Here is a 17,925-nt window from a genome sequence, read left to right as displayed (position 1 = left end):
GCCGTCAGGCCTCCTGGAGGGTGACGGTGCCGGCGGCGCCGTCCACGGTGATGCGGGCGCCGGTGGTGATGCGGCGGGTGGCGTCGGCGACTCCGACGACGGCCGGGATGCCGTACTCGCGGGCCACGACCGCTCCGTGCGACATCGCGCCGCCCATCTCCATCACCAGCCCGCCCGCGGTGAGGAACAGCGGGGTCCAGCCGGGGTCGGTGGACGGGCAGACCAGGATCTCGCCGGGCTCCAGGTGCGCGCCGACCGGGTCGAGCACCACCCGGGCGGGACCGGTGACGGTGCCCGCCGAGGCCGCGCTTCCGCGGAGGAAGCCGGGCTCGGCGGTGGCGGCGGCCTGGGCCTCGGGCTCGGTGCCGTCGGATAGCATGACCCGGGGGACGTGCCTGCGGCGCGCCTCCCGCTCGTAGGCCGCGCGCCGCCCCGCTACCAGCTCACGCAGGTCACCGCCCGGCTCACCGCCCGTGCCGTACCCGTCGCGACCCAGGTCACCGCCCCACTCACCGCCCGTGCCGTACCCGTCGCGACCCGGGTCGCAGCCCGGCAGGGCCGCTCTGGCCTCGGCGAAGGTCAGGAAGAACACGTCGTCCGCGTCGGCGAGCACCCCGGCGGCGGCGAGGTGCTCGCCGACCGCGAGCATGCTGCTCCGCACCCCGGCCAGCGTCTGGACGAGGAGGAATTTCGGCATCTCGCGCAGTCCCCCGTAGGCCCTGGTCCGGCGCAGCGCGAACCGGGTGACCGCGCCCCGCAGCCGCCCGCCGCGCCGGGCGCGGGCGACGACGGCGGCCACGGCCGCCTCCGCGTCGGCGGCTCCGCGGTCGAACAGCTCGTCGGGCGCGGGGCCGTCCGCGACGCCGGTGCGCAGGTAGTTGGCGAGCACGCCGAGGATGTGCGCGGGGTCCTCCGACCACCGCGGCAGGCCCAGGTCGATCTCGGCGACGCCGCGGTGCCCGTACCTGCCGAGGAAACCGGCGATCTCGCGCTGCGCCTTCGGGGGCAGCGCGCCGTCCCGGTAGCGGCGCGCCAGCTCGTGCACCGGCAGTTCCCGGAACGGCTCGGGCTCGATCCGGCCGGCCAGCGCCCACAGTTCCAGGTCCATCTCCGTGGTGGGGTTGGCGGGCAGGCTGCGCAGCACGTCCTGCATCTCGCCCAGCGGCACGCCGGACAGCCGGGCGGCCAGCGCGAACAGGCCGTAGCCGGTGATCACGAAGGGCATGACGGACACGACGAGCGGGAACGTGCCGGCGAGCACCCGTTCGGCGTGGTCGAGGCGCTGGGCGGGCGTCGCCCCGGCGGGCACGCGCAGCCGCCGGTCGATCCGCTCGCCGAGCCCGCGGACGTACGCGTGCGACCCGCGGGGGCCGGCGAGCGCCCGCAGCACGCGGGCGGGCAGGTGGATCCGCCGGGCGAAGCGGGCCGCGGCCCGCACGACCGGGCGGCGCGTGGTGTGGATCACCGACAGGCGCGGGTCCGTCATCAGCCGGTCCACGACGACGGCGGCGCGGGCCTCGCCGAGCCGCAGCATCCGGGGCAGGATCATCCGGCCCGCCCGGCTGCGCAGGGCCGTCGTGAGGTCGAGCCACAGCCGCCCGCCCGACTCGGCCATGAACGCGGGCCCGTCGCCCGGCACCGCCGGCCCGTACCCGAACAGCCGCGCCGCGCCGGCCGCCGTCAGCTTGATCGCGGCCAGCCCCATCGGGGTGAGCGGCCCCATGACGCCCTGCGCGACGTTGACGCTGAAGTAGACGCGCAGGCCCTCGCGCGTGGTCTCGGGCAGCGGGTAGAGCGTGGTGACGGGTCTGGCCTGGGTGAGCCAGAGCCGGCCGGCGTCGTCGATCGCCCATTCGATGTCCTGTGGCGCGCCGTAGTGCCGCTCCACGCGGGCGCCCAGCCCGGCCAGGTCGCGTGCCTGGGCGTCGGTCAGGCACAGTCCGGCCGGGACGTGCTCCTCGCGCCGGGTGCCGCCGCCGGGCACGGCGCGGACGGCCAGGCGTTTGTCGCCCTCGTGCCGGTCGAGGACGCTGCCGGTGGCGGTGTCCACGACGAAGCGGTCGGGGTTCACCGCGCCGGAGACCACGGCCTCGCCGAGGCCGGGGCTCGCGTCGATGACCGCCTCGTGCCGCCGGCCCGTGAGCGGGTTCGCGGTGAACATCACCCCGGCCACCCGCGCGTCCACCATGACCTGCACGACCACCGCGATCCGGACCCCGGCGTGGTCGATGCCGTTGGCCTCGCGGTAGGCGACGGCGCGGTCGGTCCACAGCGACGCCCAGCAGCGGCGGACGGCGTCGAGCACGGCGTCGGCGCCCACGACGTTGAGATAGGTGTCCTGCTGGCCGGCGAAGCTGGCGAACGGCAGGTCCTCGGCCGTCGCCGACGAGCGCACGGCGACCGGCCCGCCGCCCAGTTCCTCGTACGCGGCCACGACCGCTCCGGCCACCTCGGCCGGGACGGGCGTCTCCAGCAGCCGCGTCCGGGCGGCCCCGGCCAGGCCGGCCGCGCTTCCCCCGCCGGCGATGACCTCCGCGAGGCCCGCCGCCTCGGCGACCCGGCGGTAGGCCTCGGTGGTCAGCGCCCAGCCGGGCGGGACCGGCAGGCCGGCCCGGGTCAGCTCGCCGAGGTGGGCGGCCTTGCCGCCTACTTCGGCGAGCATCCCGGCGTCGATCTCGGAGAACCGCGGCGCGGTGGTCAAGGGTCACATCCAGGTGTTCGGCGTCGTTACGAGTGTCGCCCCTGACGCAGCGAAATCCAACACCTGATGACTTCAGAGGGGCAGCGGCACCCCGTCCAGATCCCAGGCCGGGTCGGGGTCGATGCCGAGGGCGGCCAGCGCGGTGGGCGCGACGTCCACCGGCCGGGGCGCGTCGAGCCGGGCGCCGCCCAGGTCCTCGTCCAGGCGGGCGGCGATGACGAACACCGTGCGCTCGGCCGCGGAGACGCCGCCGTGGCCGCCCTCGTCCAGGTGTCCGTGGTCGGTGGTGACCAGCACCGTCCACCGCTCCTCCGGGTACGAGGGGCGGGCGCGGATCGCGCCGAGCAGGTCGCCGAGCTGGCGGTCCTGGGTGTGGAGGGCGCCGGCGTACTCCCGGCCCAGCGGGCCGAGCGCGTGGGCCACCTCGTCGGTGTCGCCGAGGTAGACGAACGACAGGTCCGCGGCGGTGCCCGCCAGGTGCTCCAGGGCGGCCTCGGCGACCTGCTCGTCGGCGGCGCCCCAGGTCGTGGCGTAGCCGTCGAACACCCCGAAGGCACCGATGCGGGGGCCGAAGGCGCCATGCTCCCGCAGGGCCGGCCAGGAGAAGAACGCCCCGGTGACCAGGCCGGGACGGACCTGCCCCGCCCGCGTCAGGAAATCGGGATATTTCGTGAACTGGGCACCTGTGAAGGCGTTGTCCACCACGCCGTGCTTGTCCGGCCACACCCCCGTCGCGACCGACGACCATCCGGGTCCGGAGTCCGTCCGCGCCGCGATGACCCGCCCCCCACCGGACGCGACTCCGGCGTCGTGGCCACCGGGCTCACGGACCACCTCGCCGGGCGACCCGGTGCGGGGCTCGTCCGCCACCCCGTACGGGAGCAGGCTCGTGCCGTACGCGCCCGTCTCCATGAGGGTGGTCAGCACGGGCGGGCGGAGGGCGGCGAGCCGGTCGAAGCGCAGGCCGTCCATGCCGACGACCAGCACCTTGGCCCTCACCGGGAACCCCCGCCGAAGCGCTCGACCCAGGCCGCCGCGCCCGGCAGGATCTCCCCCACGGGGGCGACCCGCGGGTACCAGGTGCGCTCCCACTCCAGCGACACCCACCCGTCGAAACCTGACGCGCGCAGCAGCACGCCGCTCTCCTCCAGCGGCACCGAACCGGTCCCCATCGGCACCGGCGTGCTGTCCTCGGCCGAGACGGCGTCCTTGACCTGCACGTACGCCAGCCACGGACCGAGCGCGCCGAGCGTGTCGGCGGGCTGCTCGCCGTGCCGCCACGGATGCAGCAGGTCCCAGATCACACCCGTGGTCTCGGGGCAGGCGGCCTCGTCCAGCAGCCGGGCGACGCTCGCCCCGGTGGCCATCGCGTCGTGCGTCTCCACCAGCACCCGTACGCCCAGGTCGCGGGCCGCGGCCGAGACGGCCCTGAGGCGGCGCGCGCCCACGGCGGGGTCCTCGCCGCGCGGGAAGACCCGCACGCCGGGCGCGCCCACGTCGGCGGCGAGGGCGAGGTCGGCGAGGATGTGCTCCACCACGGGCTCATCGGGGCCCGGCTCGCACACCCCCGCGTAGCCGGCCAGCGCCGCGATCTCCAGGCCGGCGTCCGCCACCCGCTCGCGCACCGACCGCCGTTCGCCGGGGCCGAGCCCGGCGTGCACCCCGGTGTCGGGGTGCAGGCGCAGCTCCAGCCCCTGGCAGCCGTGCTCCGTGGCCACCTCGATCGCCGCGCCGAGCCCCTCGCCGGGCATTCCCAGCGTGCTGACCGCCAGCTTCACCGCGCCTCCCGCATCACTTCTCGCCTCACGTACCGACCGCACGCTATCGCGCCGGATTCCGCCTGATTCGGGCATGTCCCGCCGCCGCCCCCACGCGACCGGCCGGCCCCACCTCCGCCACGTGACCGGCCTGGTCCACCTCCGCCACGTGACCGGCCCGCCCCACGCCAAGCCACGCGACCGGCCCGGTCCACCGCGGGCCCCTGCGGGGGCCCGGCGGCCATGGTCAGCGGATGTCGCGGACGCTCTCGCGCAGGACGACCTCGCCGGCGATGTGCTCGACGACCGCCGTGTCGCCCTCGCCCAGCGCCAGGTCCAGCGCGAGCGCCCCCATGTCGGCCAGCGGCAGCCGTACGGTGGTCAGCGCCGGGACGTGGTCGCGCAGCGTGGCGATGTCGTCGAAGCCCGCCACCGACACGTCGTCGGGCACCCGCACGCCCTGCTCGCGGTAGGCGGCCAGGGCGCCCACGGCCATCACGTCGTTGACGGCGAACACGCAGGTCGCGTCACCCGTCTGGCGCGCCGCCGCGTAGCCGCCGTCGCGGTCGAAGGGGCCGTGGACGACGCGCGGCTCGGGCAGCCCGAGCTCCTCCAGCGCCGCCATGAAGCCGGCGCAGCGGTCGCGGGCGGTCATCAGGTGGGGCGGCCCCGCCAGCACGGCGAACCGGGTGTGGCCGAGGGCGGCCAGCGACCGGGCGAGCTCGGCCCCGCCCGCGTAGTTGGCGGGCGCCACCGTGTCGACGCCCAGCAGGTCCTGGCCGACGCACGCGATCCGCCCGCCGCTGGCCCGGTAGCGCTCGAGCTCGCGGCGCAGCCGCCCGGTGACGTCCGGGTCGTCCACCCGGGAGCCTGCGAGCAGCACGGCCCGGACCCGCTGGGCGTTCATCGTGGCCACGTAGGCGATCTCCTGCTCGGGGTCGCGGTGGGTGGTGCCGACCATGACGAGCAGGCCCTGGCCCGCGGCGGCGCGCATGGCGCCGTCGGCGAGGGCGGCGAAGTAGGGGTCGGTCAGGTCGTGCACCACGATGCCGATGACGTTGCTGGCGCCGCGGGCCAGCGTCTGGGCGGCCATGTTGGCCCGGTAACCCAGCTCGTCGGCGGCCCGTTCGACCCGCGCGCGCAGGGCCGCGCCCACCTGGCGGGTGCTGCCGTTGAGCACGCGCGAGGCGGTCGCGAGCGAGACGCCCGCCTGTTTGGCGACGTCTTCCAGCGTGACCACGACACCTCCAGGAAAGCGGTTTCCAAGTCTGATAGACCTCTCCCGGGAACGCATCCTTACATGCCGCATGCCCGGGGAACAGCCCGCCGGAGCACGATATCGGCGCGGCGCCCGCCTGTGCCGCCTGGTGCGGGCGCCGGGCCCGCGGGAGGGGTCAGGCCCAGGGGAACAGGATGTCGAGCAGCCCGCCCCCCTCGCTCTTCGTCGGGCTCGGCGCCGGCGCCTGGGTGGCCGGCGCCGTCGGCTCGGCCGTCGGCTCCTGCCGCTCCGCGGTCTCCCGGGGCTCCGGCGCGCCGGAGGCGTCCGGCCGCCGTTCGGTGCTGGTCTCCTCGACGACCTCCGGCTCCTGGGTGACCCGCCTGGTCGGCCGGGTCGTGGGCTCGGTGGCGCGGGTCGTGGTGACGCGGGGCGTCGGCGTGCGGGTGACGCGGGCCCGGACGGCTGTGGGCGTCGGGGCCGTGGTCTGCGAGGCCGTCGGCCCGGTCGTCGGCGCGCCGGTGGAGTCGTCGACCGCCCCCTCCGGGTCCTCCGGGCCGGGCGACTCGGCGGGCGACTCGCTCACCTGGCCGGCGCTCGCGCACTGGTTCCCGCGGCAGGGGTCGTCGGAGGACGTGCCGGTCAGCATCCAGCCGGCGCCCAGGCCGAGGACCACGACCGCGACGGCGCCCGCCACCAGCACCTTGGTGCGGCGGCGCACCTCCTTGTCGCGGGCGTGCCGGTCGTCGTCCACGTCGGTCCAGCCGGAGCCGAGGAAGCCGCGCCGCGTCTCGCCGGCCGCCTCGTCGCCGTAACCCTTGTCCAGCGGAAGGTAGGCGGGGTCGTCCGGGGAGTCGTCGTACCCGGCCGCGCCGTCCTGCACCGGGTGCGCGCCGCTGTCATAGTCGGCGTAGCCGCCGGGGCCGTCCTGGACCTGGTGCGGGCCGCTGTCGGCGTACGGAACGGCGCCGTCCTGGAGGAGGTGGGAACCGCTGTCGGAGTCGGCGTGCCCTCCCGTCTCGGCCTGGGGGGCGGCCTCCGCACCGGGATAGCCGTGCGCCAGGCCGTCAACACCGTCCACCGCGGGATAGGAGGTGTCCAACGCGTCCTGCGGAGGGACGTACGGCTCGGCCGGGCCGCCGTCGGGTGGCATGACGTACGTCTCGTTGCCGGACACCACGATGGCGGGCTGCTCGTCGGTGTCGTCGGTGCTCCACCGTGGCGACAGGACGTCCCCGGTCAACTCCGGGTCCAGCGACCGCCCCTGGCCGTCCTCGTATGACCTGTCGTTCTCGTCGCGCGCCACTACAGAACCTCTCTCATACGACTCCGAAACGTCACCTTTACTAACAGAGCCGACCCACAGTTGTCCGGATATTTCACTTCATCGCCACGAATTGTTGTCGACCCCTTACACAACATCCGTTTCACCCGGAAACCGGCGGGGCAGGACAGTCCGGATGGGAACCGGTCGACCGGCACGCCGAGGGCGGCATCGATCCGTTCGGACCCGGCGTCCCACCAGGGCTTCCGGCCTCGGGCCGCGGGTGCGGCGCCGTCGGCGGAGCCGGGGCTGACGGGACCGTCGCCCCGCGGCGGCGCCGTGGCGGGCACGAGGGGTCCGCCCCTGCGCGGCGAGTAGTTACTGGCGAGTAGCATGGCCTCGTCAACTGCCTGCCAACGAGGAGCGAATCCGTGCCTTCCTCTCGTGACGTCGTGTTCGTCGACGGCGTGCGCACGCCCTTCGGCCGGTCGGGGCCGAAGGGCCTGTATGCGGAGACCCGCGCCGACGACCTGGTCGTGCGGGTCATCCGCGAACTGCTCCGCCGCAACCCCGGCCTGCCCCCGGAGCGCGTGGACGAGGTCGCCATCGCCGCGACCACCCAGATCGGCGACCAGGGCCTGACCATCGGCCGTTCGGCCGCGGTGCTGGCCGGCCTGCCGAAGTCCGTGCCGGGCTACGCGATCGACCGCATGTGCGCGGGCGCCATGACCGCGGTCACCACCGTCGCGGGCGGCATCGCGTTCGGCGCGTACGACGTCGCGATCGCGGGCGGGGTCGAGCACATGGGCCGTCACCCGATGGGCGAGGGCGTCGACCCGAACCCGCGCTTCCTGTCGGAGAAGCTCGTCGACCCGAGCGCGCTCGTCATGGGCATGACGGCCGAGAACCTGCACGACCGCTACCCGTCGGTCACCAAGGAGCGCGCCGACGCCTACGCGGTGCTGTCGCAGGAGAAGGTGGCCAAGGCCTACGCCGACGGCAAGATCCAGCCCGACCTGGTGCCGACCGCCGTCCGGACGGCCGAGAAGGGCTGGGGGCTCGCCGTCGAGGACGAGGCGCCCCGGCCCGGCACCACGATGGAGGGTCTGAGCGCCCTCAAGACGCCGTTCCGCCCGCACGGGCACGTCACGGCGGGCAACTCCTCCGGGATCAACGACGGCGCCACCGGCTGCGTCGTGGCGGCCCGCGAGGTCGCCGACGAGCTGGGGCTGACGCCGAAGATGCGGCTGGTCTCGTACGCGTTCGCGGGTGTGGACCCCGAGGTGATGGGCGTGGGCCCGATCCCGTCCACCGAGCGGGCGCTGCGGCTGGCCGGGCTGTCGATCTCCGACATCGGCCTGTTCGAGATCAACGAGGCGTTCGCCGTGCAGGTGCTGGCCTTCCTGGAGCACTTCGGCATCGCCGACGACGACCCCCGCGTCAACCCCTACGGCGGCGCGATCGCCTTCGGCCACCCGCTGGCCTCCTCGGGCGTGCGGCTGATGACCCAGCTCGCCCGCCAGTTCGCCGAGCGCCCCGACGTGCGCTACGGCATCACCACCATGTGCGTCGGCATGGGCATGGGCGGCACCGTGATCTGGGAGAACCTGGCATGAGCAACATCGACACCTGGCGGGCGCTGCTGAGCGAGCGGGACACCGACGAAGTCGTGACCAAGGCGCTGGTCCGCGACGTCGAGCTGCCGGGTGGCGCCGGCACGATGGCGCTCATCACGCTGGACAACGGCTTCGACCACACCAAGCCCAACACGTTCGGCCCGCGCGGGCTGCTCGCCCTGAACGGCGCGCTGTCGGAGATCGCCGAACGCACGGACCTGGCGGCGGTCGGCGTGACCGGCAAGCCGTTCATCTTCGCCGTCGGCGCCGACCTCAAGGGCGCCGCCGCCGTGGCCTCGCGCGATGAGGCGCTGGCCATCGGCGGCCTCGGCCACCACGTCTTCCGGCGGCTGGGCGAGCTGCCGATCCCGTCGTTCGCGTTCGTGAACGGCGCGGCGATGGGCGGCGGCCTGGAGATCGCGCTGCACTGCACCTACCGGACGATCTCCTCCGGCGTGCCGGCGGTGGCGCTGCCCGAGTGCTTCCTCGGCCTCGTGCCGGGCTGGGGCGGCACGCAGCTCCTGCCCCGCCTGATCGGCCCGGAGAAGGCGCTCAAGCTCATCATCGAGAACCCCCTGTCGCAGAACCGCATGATCAAGGGCGCGCAGGCGTACGAACTGGGCGTCGCCGACGCGATGTTCGAGCCGGCCGACTTCCTGGAGGAGTCGCTGCGCTGGGCCGCCCGGGTCGTCACCGGCGAGGTCGTGGTCGAGCGCCCGTCCCGCGACGGCGACGACTGGGACAAGGCGGTGGCCGACGCCCGGTTCCTGGTGGACATGAAGCTGCGCGGCGCCTCCCCCGCCCCCTACCGGGCGCTCGACCTGGTCGCCCGGGCGCGGACGGCCTCGCGCGACGAGGGTTTCGCCGCCGAGGACGAGGCGCTGGCCGACCTGCTGATGGGTGACGAGCTGCGATCCGGCCTCTACGCGTTCGACCTGGTGCAGCGGCGGGCCAAGCGGCCGGCGGGCGCGCCCGACAGGTCGCTGGCCCGCAAGGTGACCAAGGTCGGCGTCGTGGGCGCGGGCCTGATGGCATCGCAGATGGCGCTGCTGTTCGCCCGCCGCCTGGAGGTGCCGGTCGTGCTGACCGACCTCGACCAGGCCCGGCTGGACAAGGGCGTCGGGTACGTGCACGCCGAGGTGGACAAGCTGCTGGGCAAGGGCCGGATCTCGGCCGACCGGGCCAACCGGCTCAAGGCCCTGGTGACCGGCTCGCTGACCAAGGACGCCTTCGCCGACGCCGACTTCGTCATCGAGGCGGTGTTCGAGGACATGGCGGTCAAGAAGAAGGTGTTCGCCGAGGTGGAGGCCGTGGTCTCGGCCGAGTGCACGCTCGCCACCAACACCTCGTCGCTGTCGCTGACCGAGATGGGCGCCGAGCTGGCGCACCCGGAGCGGCTGGTCGGCTTCCACTTCTTCAACCCGGTCGCCGTGATGCCTCTCCTGGAGATCATCAAGGGGGCCGCGACGGACGACGCGACGCTGGCCACGGCCTTCGCCGTCGGCAAGTCGCTGAAGAAGTCGGCGGTGCTGGTCAAGGACGCCCCGGCGTTCGTGGTGAACCGGCTGCTGACCCGCTTCATGGGCGAGGTGATCGCGGCCGTGGACGAGGGCACGCCGCTGGAGACGGCCGAGCACGCGCTCGACGACCTCGGCCTGCCGATGACGCCGTTCGCGCTGCTGCAGCTCGTCGGCCCGGCCGTGGGGCTGCACGTGGCCGAGACCCTGCACGAGGCGTTCCCCGACCGGTTCGGAGTATCCGCGAACATGGGCAAGCTGGTCGCCTCGGGCAAGCCGGGCGTGTACGCGCCCGACTTCTCGCTCGATGCCGAGGCCGTGGCGCTCTTCGCGGGCGGTGACCGGCCGTCCACCGCCGAGGAGGTGCGCAGCCGCGTGCTGGAGGCGCTGGCCGAGGAGATCAGGATCATGCTGGACGAGGGCGTGGTCGCCGCCGCGCAGGACATCGACCTGTGCATGATCCTGGGTGCGGGCTGGCCGTTCCACCTGGGAGGCATCACGCCGTACCTGGACCGGGCCGGTGTCGCCCGGCCGCGTTTCCTGGAGCCGGGCGTGGCGTCCGTGCCCGCCTGACCCACCGGGCGCACCTGAAGGGGACCCGCGGCGCGGGTCCCCTTTCTGTGTCCTTTGCCCCCTCCATGAGCGCGGCCGACGGGGCCCCGGGTACCTACACCAGCGACACCGTGCACACCGGCCACAGGGCTCACGGGTGCACACCCGGCCCACGCGCGCACACTGGCTCGCGCAGGCGATGGAGGACAGGCATGAGATCGATGACGACGGCGCTGTGCGGGGCGTTCCTGGTGCTGGCCGCGGCGCCCGCGGTGGCCGCCGGCGACGGCGAGCGGGCGGACCCGCGGTCGGACGAGCGGGCGACGGCCCTGACGATCACCGTGACGGCCGCCGGGCAGGCGACCCGGACCTACCGGCTCACCTGCGACCCCGACGCGGGCGACCACCCCGCTCCGGCCGTGGCGTGCGCCCGGTTGCGCGCGGCGGACGGCAAGCTCGGCGGCCTCCGCCGGCCGGCCACCTCCTGCGGGTGGGTGTACCAGCCGTACAAGGTGGGGGTCATGGGCACCTGGCGGGGCCGCAACATCTCCTACAACGGGACCTTCACCAATGTCTGCCGCGCCAAGGCGGCCGGCGCGGACGTGTTCGCGTTCTGACGTCAGCGGCGTGTCGCGGGGCCGGGCGGCGGCCCGTCCCCGCGCACTCAGGGTTCGGACCGGGCGGCGGCCCGTCCCCGCGCCTGCGGGGTCAGGCCGGGGGCGCCTGCCCGGCGTCCTGCCGCGTCGCCCGGCTGTGACGGTAGCCGTAGGCGAAGTAGAGCACGGCGCCGAGCACCATCCAGATGAGGAACCTCAGCCACGTCTCGACCGGCAGGTTGAGCATGAGGTAGAGGCAGGCCAGCACCGACAGGACGGGCAGCAGCGGCACCATCGGCGTGCGGAACGCGCGCGGCAGGTCGGGCCGGGTGCGGCGCAGGATGATCACGCCGGCCGAGACGACGACGAAGGCGAACAGCGTGCCGATGTTCACCAGCTCGGCCAGCGCCCCCAGTGAGATGAAGCCCGACAGCAGCGCCGACACCACTCCGATGATGACGGTGAGCCGGGCGGGCGTGCCGAACTTCGGGTGCACCTTGGCCATCCTGCGGGGCAGCAGCCCGTCGCGGCACATGGCGAACAGCACCCGGGTCTGCCCCATCATGAGGATCATGACGACGCTGGTGAGCCCGGCGATCGCGCCGAGGCTGATCAGGCCGGCCGCCCAGTTCTGGCCGACGGCGGTGAAGGCGTCGGCGAGCGGCGCGGACGTGCTCAGCTCGGTGTACTTCTGCATGCCGACCACGACGAGCGAGACCGCCACGTACAGGATCGTGCAGATGACCAGCGACCCGATGATGCCGCGCGGCATGTCGCGCTGCGGGTGGATGGTCTCCTCGGCGGCGGTGGCCACGATGTCGAAGCCGATGAAGGCGAAGAACACGATCGCCGCGGCGGAGAAGATGCCGATCACGCCGAACGACACGGGCGTGATGCCGAACAGCACCTGGATGAGCGGCGCCTTCAGCCCGGCCACCTGCTCCGTCGGGACGGGCTCGGGGATGAACGGCGTGTAGTTGGCCACGTTGACGAAGAACAGGCCCGCCAGGATCACCAGCAGGATCACCGCGACCTTGATGGCCACGATCACCGCGTTGACCCGCGACGACAGCTTGATGCCGGCCACCAGCACCGCGGTCAGGATGAGCACGATCACCATGGCCGGCAGGTTCACCACCGGATCGTCGCCGGCGATGGCCGCGGGCAGCGGCAGCCCGATCGAGGCCAGCAACGAGGCGAAGTAGCCGGACCAGCCCACCGCGACCACCGCCGCCGCGAGCGCCATCTCCAGCATCAGGTCCCAGCCGATGATCCACGCGGGGAACTCGCCGAGCGTGGCGAAGGAGAAGGTGTAGGCGGACCCGGCCACGGGGATCGTCGAGGCGAACTCCGCGTAGCACAGGGCCGCGAGACCGCACACGACGCCCGCCACGACGAACGAGACGGCCACGGCCGGACCGGCCGTCAGTTTGGCCACCTGGCCGGTCAGGACGAAGATGCCCGTGCCGATGATCACGCCGATGCCGAAGATCGTCAGATCGACCGCGGTCAGCCTCTTGCGCAGCTGGTGTTCCGGAGCCTCGGTGTCACGGATGGACTGCTCAACGGATTTGGTGCGAAGGATGTCCACGATCTGTGACCCTTCCCACACCTTGAGGGGTCCATGCGCCTTCGGGGCGCTCGCGCGCCCGGCGGCTCAGCGACGGGCGGGCGGCGTCTCGACCTGCTGGCTGCGCCTGGCGACCGCCTCGGTGATCTGGCGGGCGAGGTCCTGCCCGGTGAGCCCGATGCGGCCGAGGATGACGGCCCGCTTGGCGTGGTCGAGGAACTCCTGCGGGATGCCGAACGTGCGCACCGGCACGTCGACGTCGGCGTCGCGCAGCGCCCGCGCCACCGCGTCGCCGACCCCGCCGACGCGGCCGTTGTCCTCGACCACGGCGACCAGCTTGTGGGCGCCGGCGGCCAGGGGGAGCGCCTCGTCGAGCGGCTTGACCCACCGCGGGTCGATGACGGTGGTCGTGATGCCCTGGGCGTCGAGCAGGCCGGCCGCCTCCAGGCAGACCTGCGCCATCGGGCCCACCCCGACGAGCAGCACGTCGGGCTCGCCGGTCGCGGCGCGCAGCACGTCCATCTCGCCCAGCTTGCCGACCGCCTCGACGGGCGCGGCGACCGGGCCCTTGGGGAAGCGGACCACGGTGGGGCCGTCGGAGACGGCGACGGCCTCGCCGAGCAGCTCGGCGAGGCGCTCGCCGTCGCGCGGCACCGCGATGCGCAGGCCGGGCACGACCTGGAGGATCGACAGGTCCCACATGCCGTTGTGGCTGGCGCCGTCGTCGCCGGTGACGCCCGCCCGGTCGAGGACCACGGTGACCGGCAGCCGGTGCAGGGCCACGTCCATCAGGAGCTGGTCGAAGGCGCGGTTGAGGAACGTCGCGTAGACGGCGACGACCGGGTGCAGCCCGCCGAGCGCGAGGCCGGCGGCGCTGGTCAGCGCGTGCTGCTCGGCGATGCCGACGTCGTAGACGCGGTCGGGGAAGGCGTCGGCGAAGGCGGCCAGGCCGGTCGGGTGCAGCATGGCCGCGGTGATGGCCACGATGTCCTCGCGGTCCTTGCCGAGCCGGACGATCTCCTCGCTGAACACGTCGGTCCAGATGCGGCCCTTGGGCTTCTCCGCGCCGGTGGCGCGGTCGAAGGCGCCGGGCGAGTGGAACTGGTCCTCGTCGTGGTTCTCGGCCGGGGAGTAGCCGCGGCCCTTCTGGGTGAGGGCGTGCACGATCACCGGGCCGCGGAAGTCGCGGGCCGTGCGCAGCGCCGCCTCCATCGCCTGCTCGTCGTGGCCGTCGACGGGGCCGATGTACTTGAGCCCGAGGTCCTCGAACATGATCTGCGGCGCCAGGATGTCCTTGACGCCCTTCTTGAAGCCGTGCAGCGCGTCGTACACGACCGGAACGTTCCCGATCTTGTCCTTGACGTAGTCGAGGAAGTCCTCGTAGCGGCGGGTGACCCGCAGCTTCGACAGGTGCGAGGCGAGGCCGCCGATGGTCGGCGAGTAGGAGCGGCCGTTGTCGTTGACGACGATGACGACCGGCAGGTCCTTGACGCCCGCGATGTTGTTGAGCGCCTCCCAGGCCATGCCGCCGGTCAGCGCGCCGTCGCCGATGACCGCGACCACGGTGCGGTCGCGCTCGCCGCGCAGCTTGAACGCCTTGGCCAGGCCGTCGGCGTAGGACAGCGCGGTGGAGGCGTGGGAGTTCTCGACGAAGTCGTGCTCGGACTCGGCCTGGCTCGGGTAGCCCGACAGGCCGCCCTCCTGCTTCAGCGCGCCGAAGCCGGTCAGCCGGCCGGTGAGCAGCTTGTGCACGTACGCCTGGTGGCCGGTGTCCCAGATGACGGGGTCACGGGGCGAGTCGAAGACGCGGTGCACGGCGATGGTCAGCTCGACCACGCCGAGGTTGGGCCCGAGGTGGCCGCCGAACCGGGAGCAGCAGTCGACGAGCAGGTCGCGGATCTCGCTCGCCAGCTCCGGGAGCTGCTCGGCATCGAGCCGTTTGACGTCGTGCGGTCCCACTACCGAGTCCAGCAACCCGCTCACGGACGCGTCCCCTCTGCTTCTTTGCATCGACGGCTTGAAGTCTAGTTCGTGAAGGGCCGACTGACTCCATCAAGTCAAATCCGCTCACATTTGTCCGATCTTGACCTAGTCTTTCCCTCACTATGAACACTCTCCCCATGAGAAGACTGACGTCACTGGTGGCCGCGGGCGTGATCGTGACGCTGGCGGGCACGGGCACGGCGACGTCGGCACAGGCCCAGACCGTCACCCAGAAGGAGCAGGCCGAGCAGCAGGCGCAGCAGCAGGCGCAGCAGCTCGCGGCGCCGCCGCGCGGCAAGGCCGCCGCGACGGCGAACCCGCTGTACAAGACGGGGCGGCTCGCGGGTTCCAACTGCTCGCCCGGTGACCTGCCCCGTGGCAGCACCGTCGCCTACAAGCGTTTCCTCACCCGGGTGACGAGCTGCCTCAACCGGTCGTGGGCCACCCAGTTCCGCAAGGCCGGGCTGCAGTTCAGCAAGCCGCGGCTGCGGATCATCACCCGTAAGGTGCGCACGCCCTGCGGCCCGTGGGCGTCCGGCGCCGACGGCGTCTACTGCTCCACCGACCGCACGATGTACATGCTGATCACCAAGACGCAGCTGCGCAATCCGTTCGCGCTGGGCATCACCCGCCTGATGGCCCACGAGTACGGGCACCACGTCCAGGCCGTCTCCGGCATCTGGAACTACTGGGCGGTCGCCAGGACGCAGACCGGCAACTCGGGCCGGCTGCTGCTGTCGCGCCGCTCGGAGCTGCAGGCCGAGTGCTTCTCGTCGGTCTTCATGAGCACCGTCAAGGACACGCTGCCGATCGACCCCGCCGAGTGGGACGCCACCGTCGAGTGGTTCCGCAAGAACGGCCACAAGGGCTGGGCGCAGAACGACCACGGCAAGGGCTCCTCGCAGGCCTTCTGGATGAAGCGCGGCTACGCCTCCGCCTCGCCCGGCTCCTGCAACACCTGGTCCGTCTCCCCCCGCTACGTCGCCTGACCGGCGTCCACACCGACCGGCGCGGCCGTGCCCCCTGGGCGCGGCCGCGCCGCCGTGTGAGCGGACCGGGGCGGAAGGTAAAGAACCGACCAACAAATCACCACGAAGTGGTCTAGTATCCGCGATCGTGCGTATTCCCCTTGTCGCAGCCCTCGTCTGCGCGTCCGCCGGTCTGGCCCCGTCGGGTACGGCCCACGCCGAGACGGCCGGGCCGGGCGCGAACGCCACGGTCGCGGCGCCACCGGCCGTGCTGGCCCAGAACCGGATCTACCGGTCGGGCACCGCCTCTCCGCTGTCGTGCGCCATCCCACGGATCCGGGAGGGCAGCGCGGCCTCGCTCAAGGCGTTCCACCAGGCGATGGCCCGGTGCGCGAACCGCTTCTGGGCCGCCCGGTTCAAGGCGGCCGGCCTGCGCTACACCCCGCCCCGGCTGCAGGTCACCACGGGCAGCTCGTCGGTCTGCGGCAGGATCACCAGCAACGGCGCGCAGTACTGCAACGGCCATCGCACGGTCGCGATCCGGATCATGAAGCGCGACCTGAAGGACCCGTTCCGGATGAACATCGCGCACTCGGTCGCCCACGAGTGGGGCCACCACGTGCAGCAGCTCACCGGCATCCTGGACGAGTTCAACAAGCAGTACTGGCGCACCCGCGGCACGACCCGCTCCGTCGTCAGCCACCGGCTGGAGATGCAGGCCGAGTGCTTCGCCGGCGTCTTCTACAGCGCCACGCTCGACTCGATCGCCCCGGACGTGGGCTGGGCCGACTGGATCGACGCGGTGGGCGACGCCCGCGAGAGCAAGGCGCACGGCAAGCCCCGCAACCTCGCCTACTGGCAGGACCGCGGCTACGACGGCGGCTCGGCCCGCGCCTGCAACACCTGGACGGCGCCCACGGCCCGGGTCCGCTGAGCCCGGGGGGCGCCGGTCAGCCGCTGACCCGGGCCAGGGCCTCCAACGGGTCGGCCAGCACGTGGGCGAAGGCCAGCTCGGCCGCGCCCACGAGCGTCGCGTCGTCGGCCAGCGCCGAGGTGCGCAGCCGGAGCTTCTCGCGCTGCGGCGCCATCGCGTGCAGCGCGAGCCGGCTGCGCACCTGCGCCGCCGAACCCAGGTAGACCTCGCGCAGCATCCCCCCGAAGATCACCATCTCGGGGTTGAAGATGTTGACCAGGTTGGCCACGCCGAGCCCGAGCCAGTCGCCGACCCGGCCGAGCGCCTCCTGCGCCACGATGTCGCCCCGGTCGGCCCCGTCCACCACGGCGCGGACGGCGTCGCGGCCGTGCTGGGCCGCCCCGTGCCGGCCGAGCCGGCCCGCCGCCTCCAGCAGCGCCCGCTCCCCCACCTCCGCCTCCAGGCAGCCGGACGAGCCGCAGCCGCAGTCACGCCCGCCGGGGTTGACGACCATGTGCCCGACCTCGCCGCCGTAGCCGTCGTGGCCGCCGAGCAGGTGGCCGCCCGCGATGATCCCGCCGCCGATGCCCACGTCGCCGTGCAGGTAGATGAGGTCGCGCACGCCCATGCCGACGCCGCGGCTGTGCTCGGCCAGGGCCGCGAGGTTGGCGTCGTTGCCGACGGTGACCGGCAGCCCGAGGCCGAGCCTACGGCCCAGCTCCTCACCGAACGGCACCTCGTCGGCCCGCAGGTTGGGCCCGAACCTGATGACGCCGTCGCTCTTGCGCACGCCGCCGGACACGGCGGCGGCGGCGCCCACGCACACCGTGTCGTCGCGGGTCTTGCGCCGCATCTGCCGCGCGAAGCCGGCCAGCGCCCCGGCGAGCTCCTCCAGCCGGAACGGGCCGCGCTCACGTGCCGCCTCCCTGCGGTCGAGGATGGCGCCGCCCAGCCCCACCCGGGCCGCGGCGAGCCGGTCGGGGCCGACGTCGAAGGCGAAGACGTAGACGCGCGACGACTCCGGGCGCACGACGAGCGAGGGCCGCCCGGCGCGGCCGGTCTCGCGCGGCAGCTCCTCGCGCACGAGGCCGGCCGCGGTGAGGTCGGAGGTGAGCGCCATGATCGTGCTGCGGTTGAGCCCCATCCGCGTGGTGAGCTCGGCCCGTGAGATGGGCCCGCCCAGATGGACATGACGGAGCAGGGCGCCGAGGTTGTGGCGCCTGATCTCCTCCTGGGACGGGCCGGCACGCATCTTCTGGTGTTCCTTCGGGG

The 17,925-nt window shown here is 73.6% G+C and carries 13 protein-coding genes; 5 read left to right on the top strand and 8 right to left on the bottom strand.

Translation table 11 applies throughout. From position 1 onward, the window contains the following. Positions 1-4 precede the first annotated feature (4 nt). From CXR44_RS08140 to CXR44_RS08120, 5 genes are all read right to left on the bottom strand, one after another. Positions 5-2,701: a PEP/pyruvate-binding domain-containing protein gene (locus CXR44_RS08140; RefSeq protein ID WP_219601710.1), complete on the bottom strand. Its 2,697-nt coding sequence runs from the start codon at positions 2,699-2,701 to the stop codon at positions 5-7. A gap of 72 nt (positions 2,702-2,773) precedes the next feature. Next, on the bottom strand, positions 2,774-3,700 hold the full coding sequence (locus tag CXR44_RS08135) for an alkaline phosphatase family protein (RefSeq protein ID WP_219601709.1): 927 nt from the start codon (positions 3,698-3,700) through the stop codon (positions 2,774-2,776). Next, the gene (locus tag CXR44_RS08130; protein WP_101784307.1) at positions 3,697-4,479 is read right to left on the bottom strand and encodes a sugar phosphate isomerase/epimerase family protein; all 783 of its coding nucleotides are present in this window, start codon (positions 4,477-4,479) and stop codon (positions 3,697-3,699) included. Before CXR44_RS08130 ends, CXR44_RS08135 begins: the two co-directional genes overlap by 4 nt. A gap of 226 nt (positions 4,480-4,705) precedes the next feature. Beyond that, positions 4,706-5,698 carry a LacI family DNA-binding transcriptional regulator gene (locus tag CXR44_RS08125; RefSeq protein WP_245898958.1) on the bottom strand — a complete coding sequence of 331 codons (993 nt, stop codon included), beginning with the start codon at positions 5,696-5,698 and terminating at the stop codon, positions 4,706-4,708. A gap of 154 nt (positions 5,699-5,852) precedes the next feature. Then, the gene (locus CXR44_RS08120; RefSeq protein ID WP_101784305.1) at positions 5,853-6,980 is read right to left on the bottom strand and encodes a hypothetical protein; all 1,128 of its coding nucleotides are present in this window, start codon (positions 6,978-6,980) and stop codon (positions 5,853-5,855) included. Positions 6,981-7,390: 410 nt separating this feature from the next. Here CXR44_RS08120 and CXR44_RS08115 point away from each other — a divergent pair, with 410 nt between their 5' ends. The 3 genes from CXR44_RS08115 (at position 7,391) to CXR44_RS08105 (ending at position 11,240) form a co-directional block, all read left to right on the top strand. Then, the gene (locus CXR44_RS08115; protein ID WP_397020306.1) at positions 7,391-8,554 is read left to right on the top strand and encodes a thiolase family protein; all 1,164 of its coding nucleotides are present in this window, start codon (positions 7,391-7,393) and stop codon (positions 8,552-8,554) included. Beyond that, complete coding sequence (locus CXR44_RS08110) at positions 8,551-10,644, top strand: 3-hydroxyacyl-CoA dehydrogenase NAD-binding domain-containing protein (protein WP_101784303.1); 2,094 nt, start codon at positions 8,551-8,553, stop codon at positions 10,642-10,644. The genes CXR44_RS08115 and CXR44_RS08110 overlap by 4 nt, the downstream gene beginning before the upstream one ends. A 191-nt stretch (positions 10,645-10,835) precedes the next feature. Continuing rightward, positions 10,836-11,240, top strand: coding sequence for an SSI family serine proteinase inhibitor (locus CXR44_RS08105; protein WP_180903246.1), 405 nt, complete (start codon positions 10,836-10,838; stop codon positions 11,238-11,240). Between the two features lie 91 nt (positions 11,241-11,331). Here the strand turns inward: CXR44_RS08105 and CXR44_RS08100 are convergent, their stop codons facing one another. Beyond that, a complete protein-coding gene (locus CXR44_RS08100) occupies positions 11,332-12,810 on the bottom strand; it encodes an amino acid permease (RefSeq protein WP_180903244.1) in 1,479 nt (492 codons plus the stop codon). A gap of 66 nt (positions 12,811-12,876) precedes the next feature. Next, complete coding sequence (gene dxs / locus CXR44_RS08095; protein WP_101784301.1) at positions 12,877-14,799, bottom strand: 1-deoxy-D-xylulose-5-phosphate synthase; 1,923 nt, start codon at positions 14,797-14,799, stop codon at positions 12,877-12,879. Positions 14,800-14,909: 110 nt separating this feature from the next. Between dxs and CXR44_RS08090 the strand changes: the two genes are divergently transcribed. Next, positions 14,910-15,761 (top strand): neutral zinc metallopeptidase, encoded by an 852-nt coding sequence (locus tag CXR44_RS08090; protein ID WP_101784300.1) that lies wholly within the window; start codon positions 14,910-14,912, stop codon positions 15,759-15,761. 127 nt (positions 15,762-15,888) lie between these two features. After that, positions 15,889-16,674 (top strand): neutral zinc metallopeptidase, encoded by a 786-nt coding sequence (locus tag CXR44_RS08085; protein ID WP_144069900.1) that lies wholly within the window; start codon positions 15,889-15,891, stop codon positions 16,672-16,674. A gap of 16 nt (positions 16,675-16,690) precedes the next feature. On the opposite strand, the gene CXR44_RS08080 is transcribed toward CXR44_RS08085, so the two are convergent. Continuing rightward, positions 16,691-17,905, bottom strand: a complete 1,215-nt coding sequence (locus tag CXR44_RS08080; RefSeq protein WP_101784298.1) for an ROK family transcriptional regulator — start codon at positions 17,903-17,905, stop codon at positions 16,691-16,693. Positions 17,906-17,925: the final 20 nt, after the last annotated feature.

It is taken from the genome of Nonomuraea indica (assembly GCF_002850745.1).
GTDB lineage: Bacteria > Actinomycetota > Actinomycetes > Streptosporangiales > Streptosporangiaceae > Nonomuraea > Nonomuraea indica.
The sequence above is the reverse complement of the archived record's forward strand: the minus strand, read 5'-3'. Positions and strand labels throughout refer to the sequence as shown.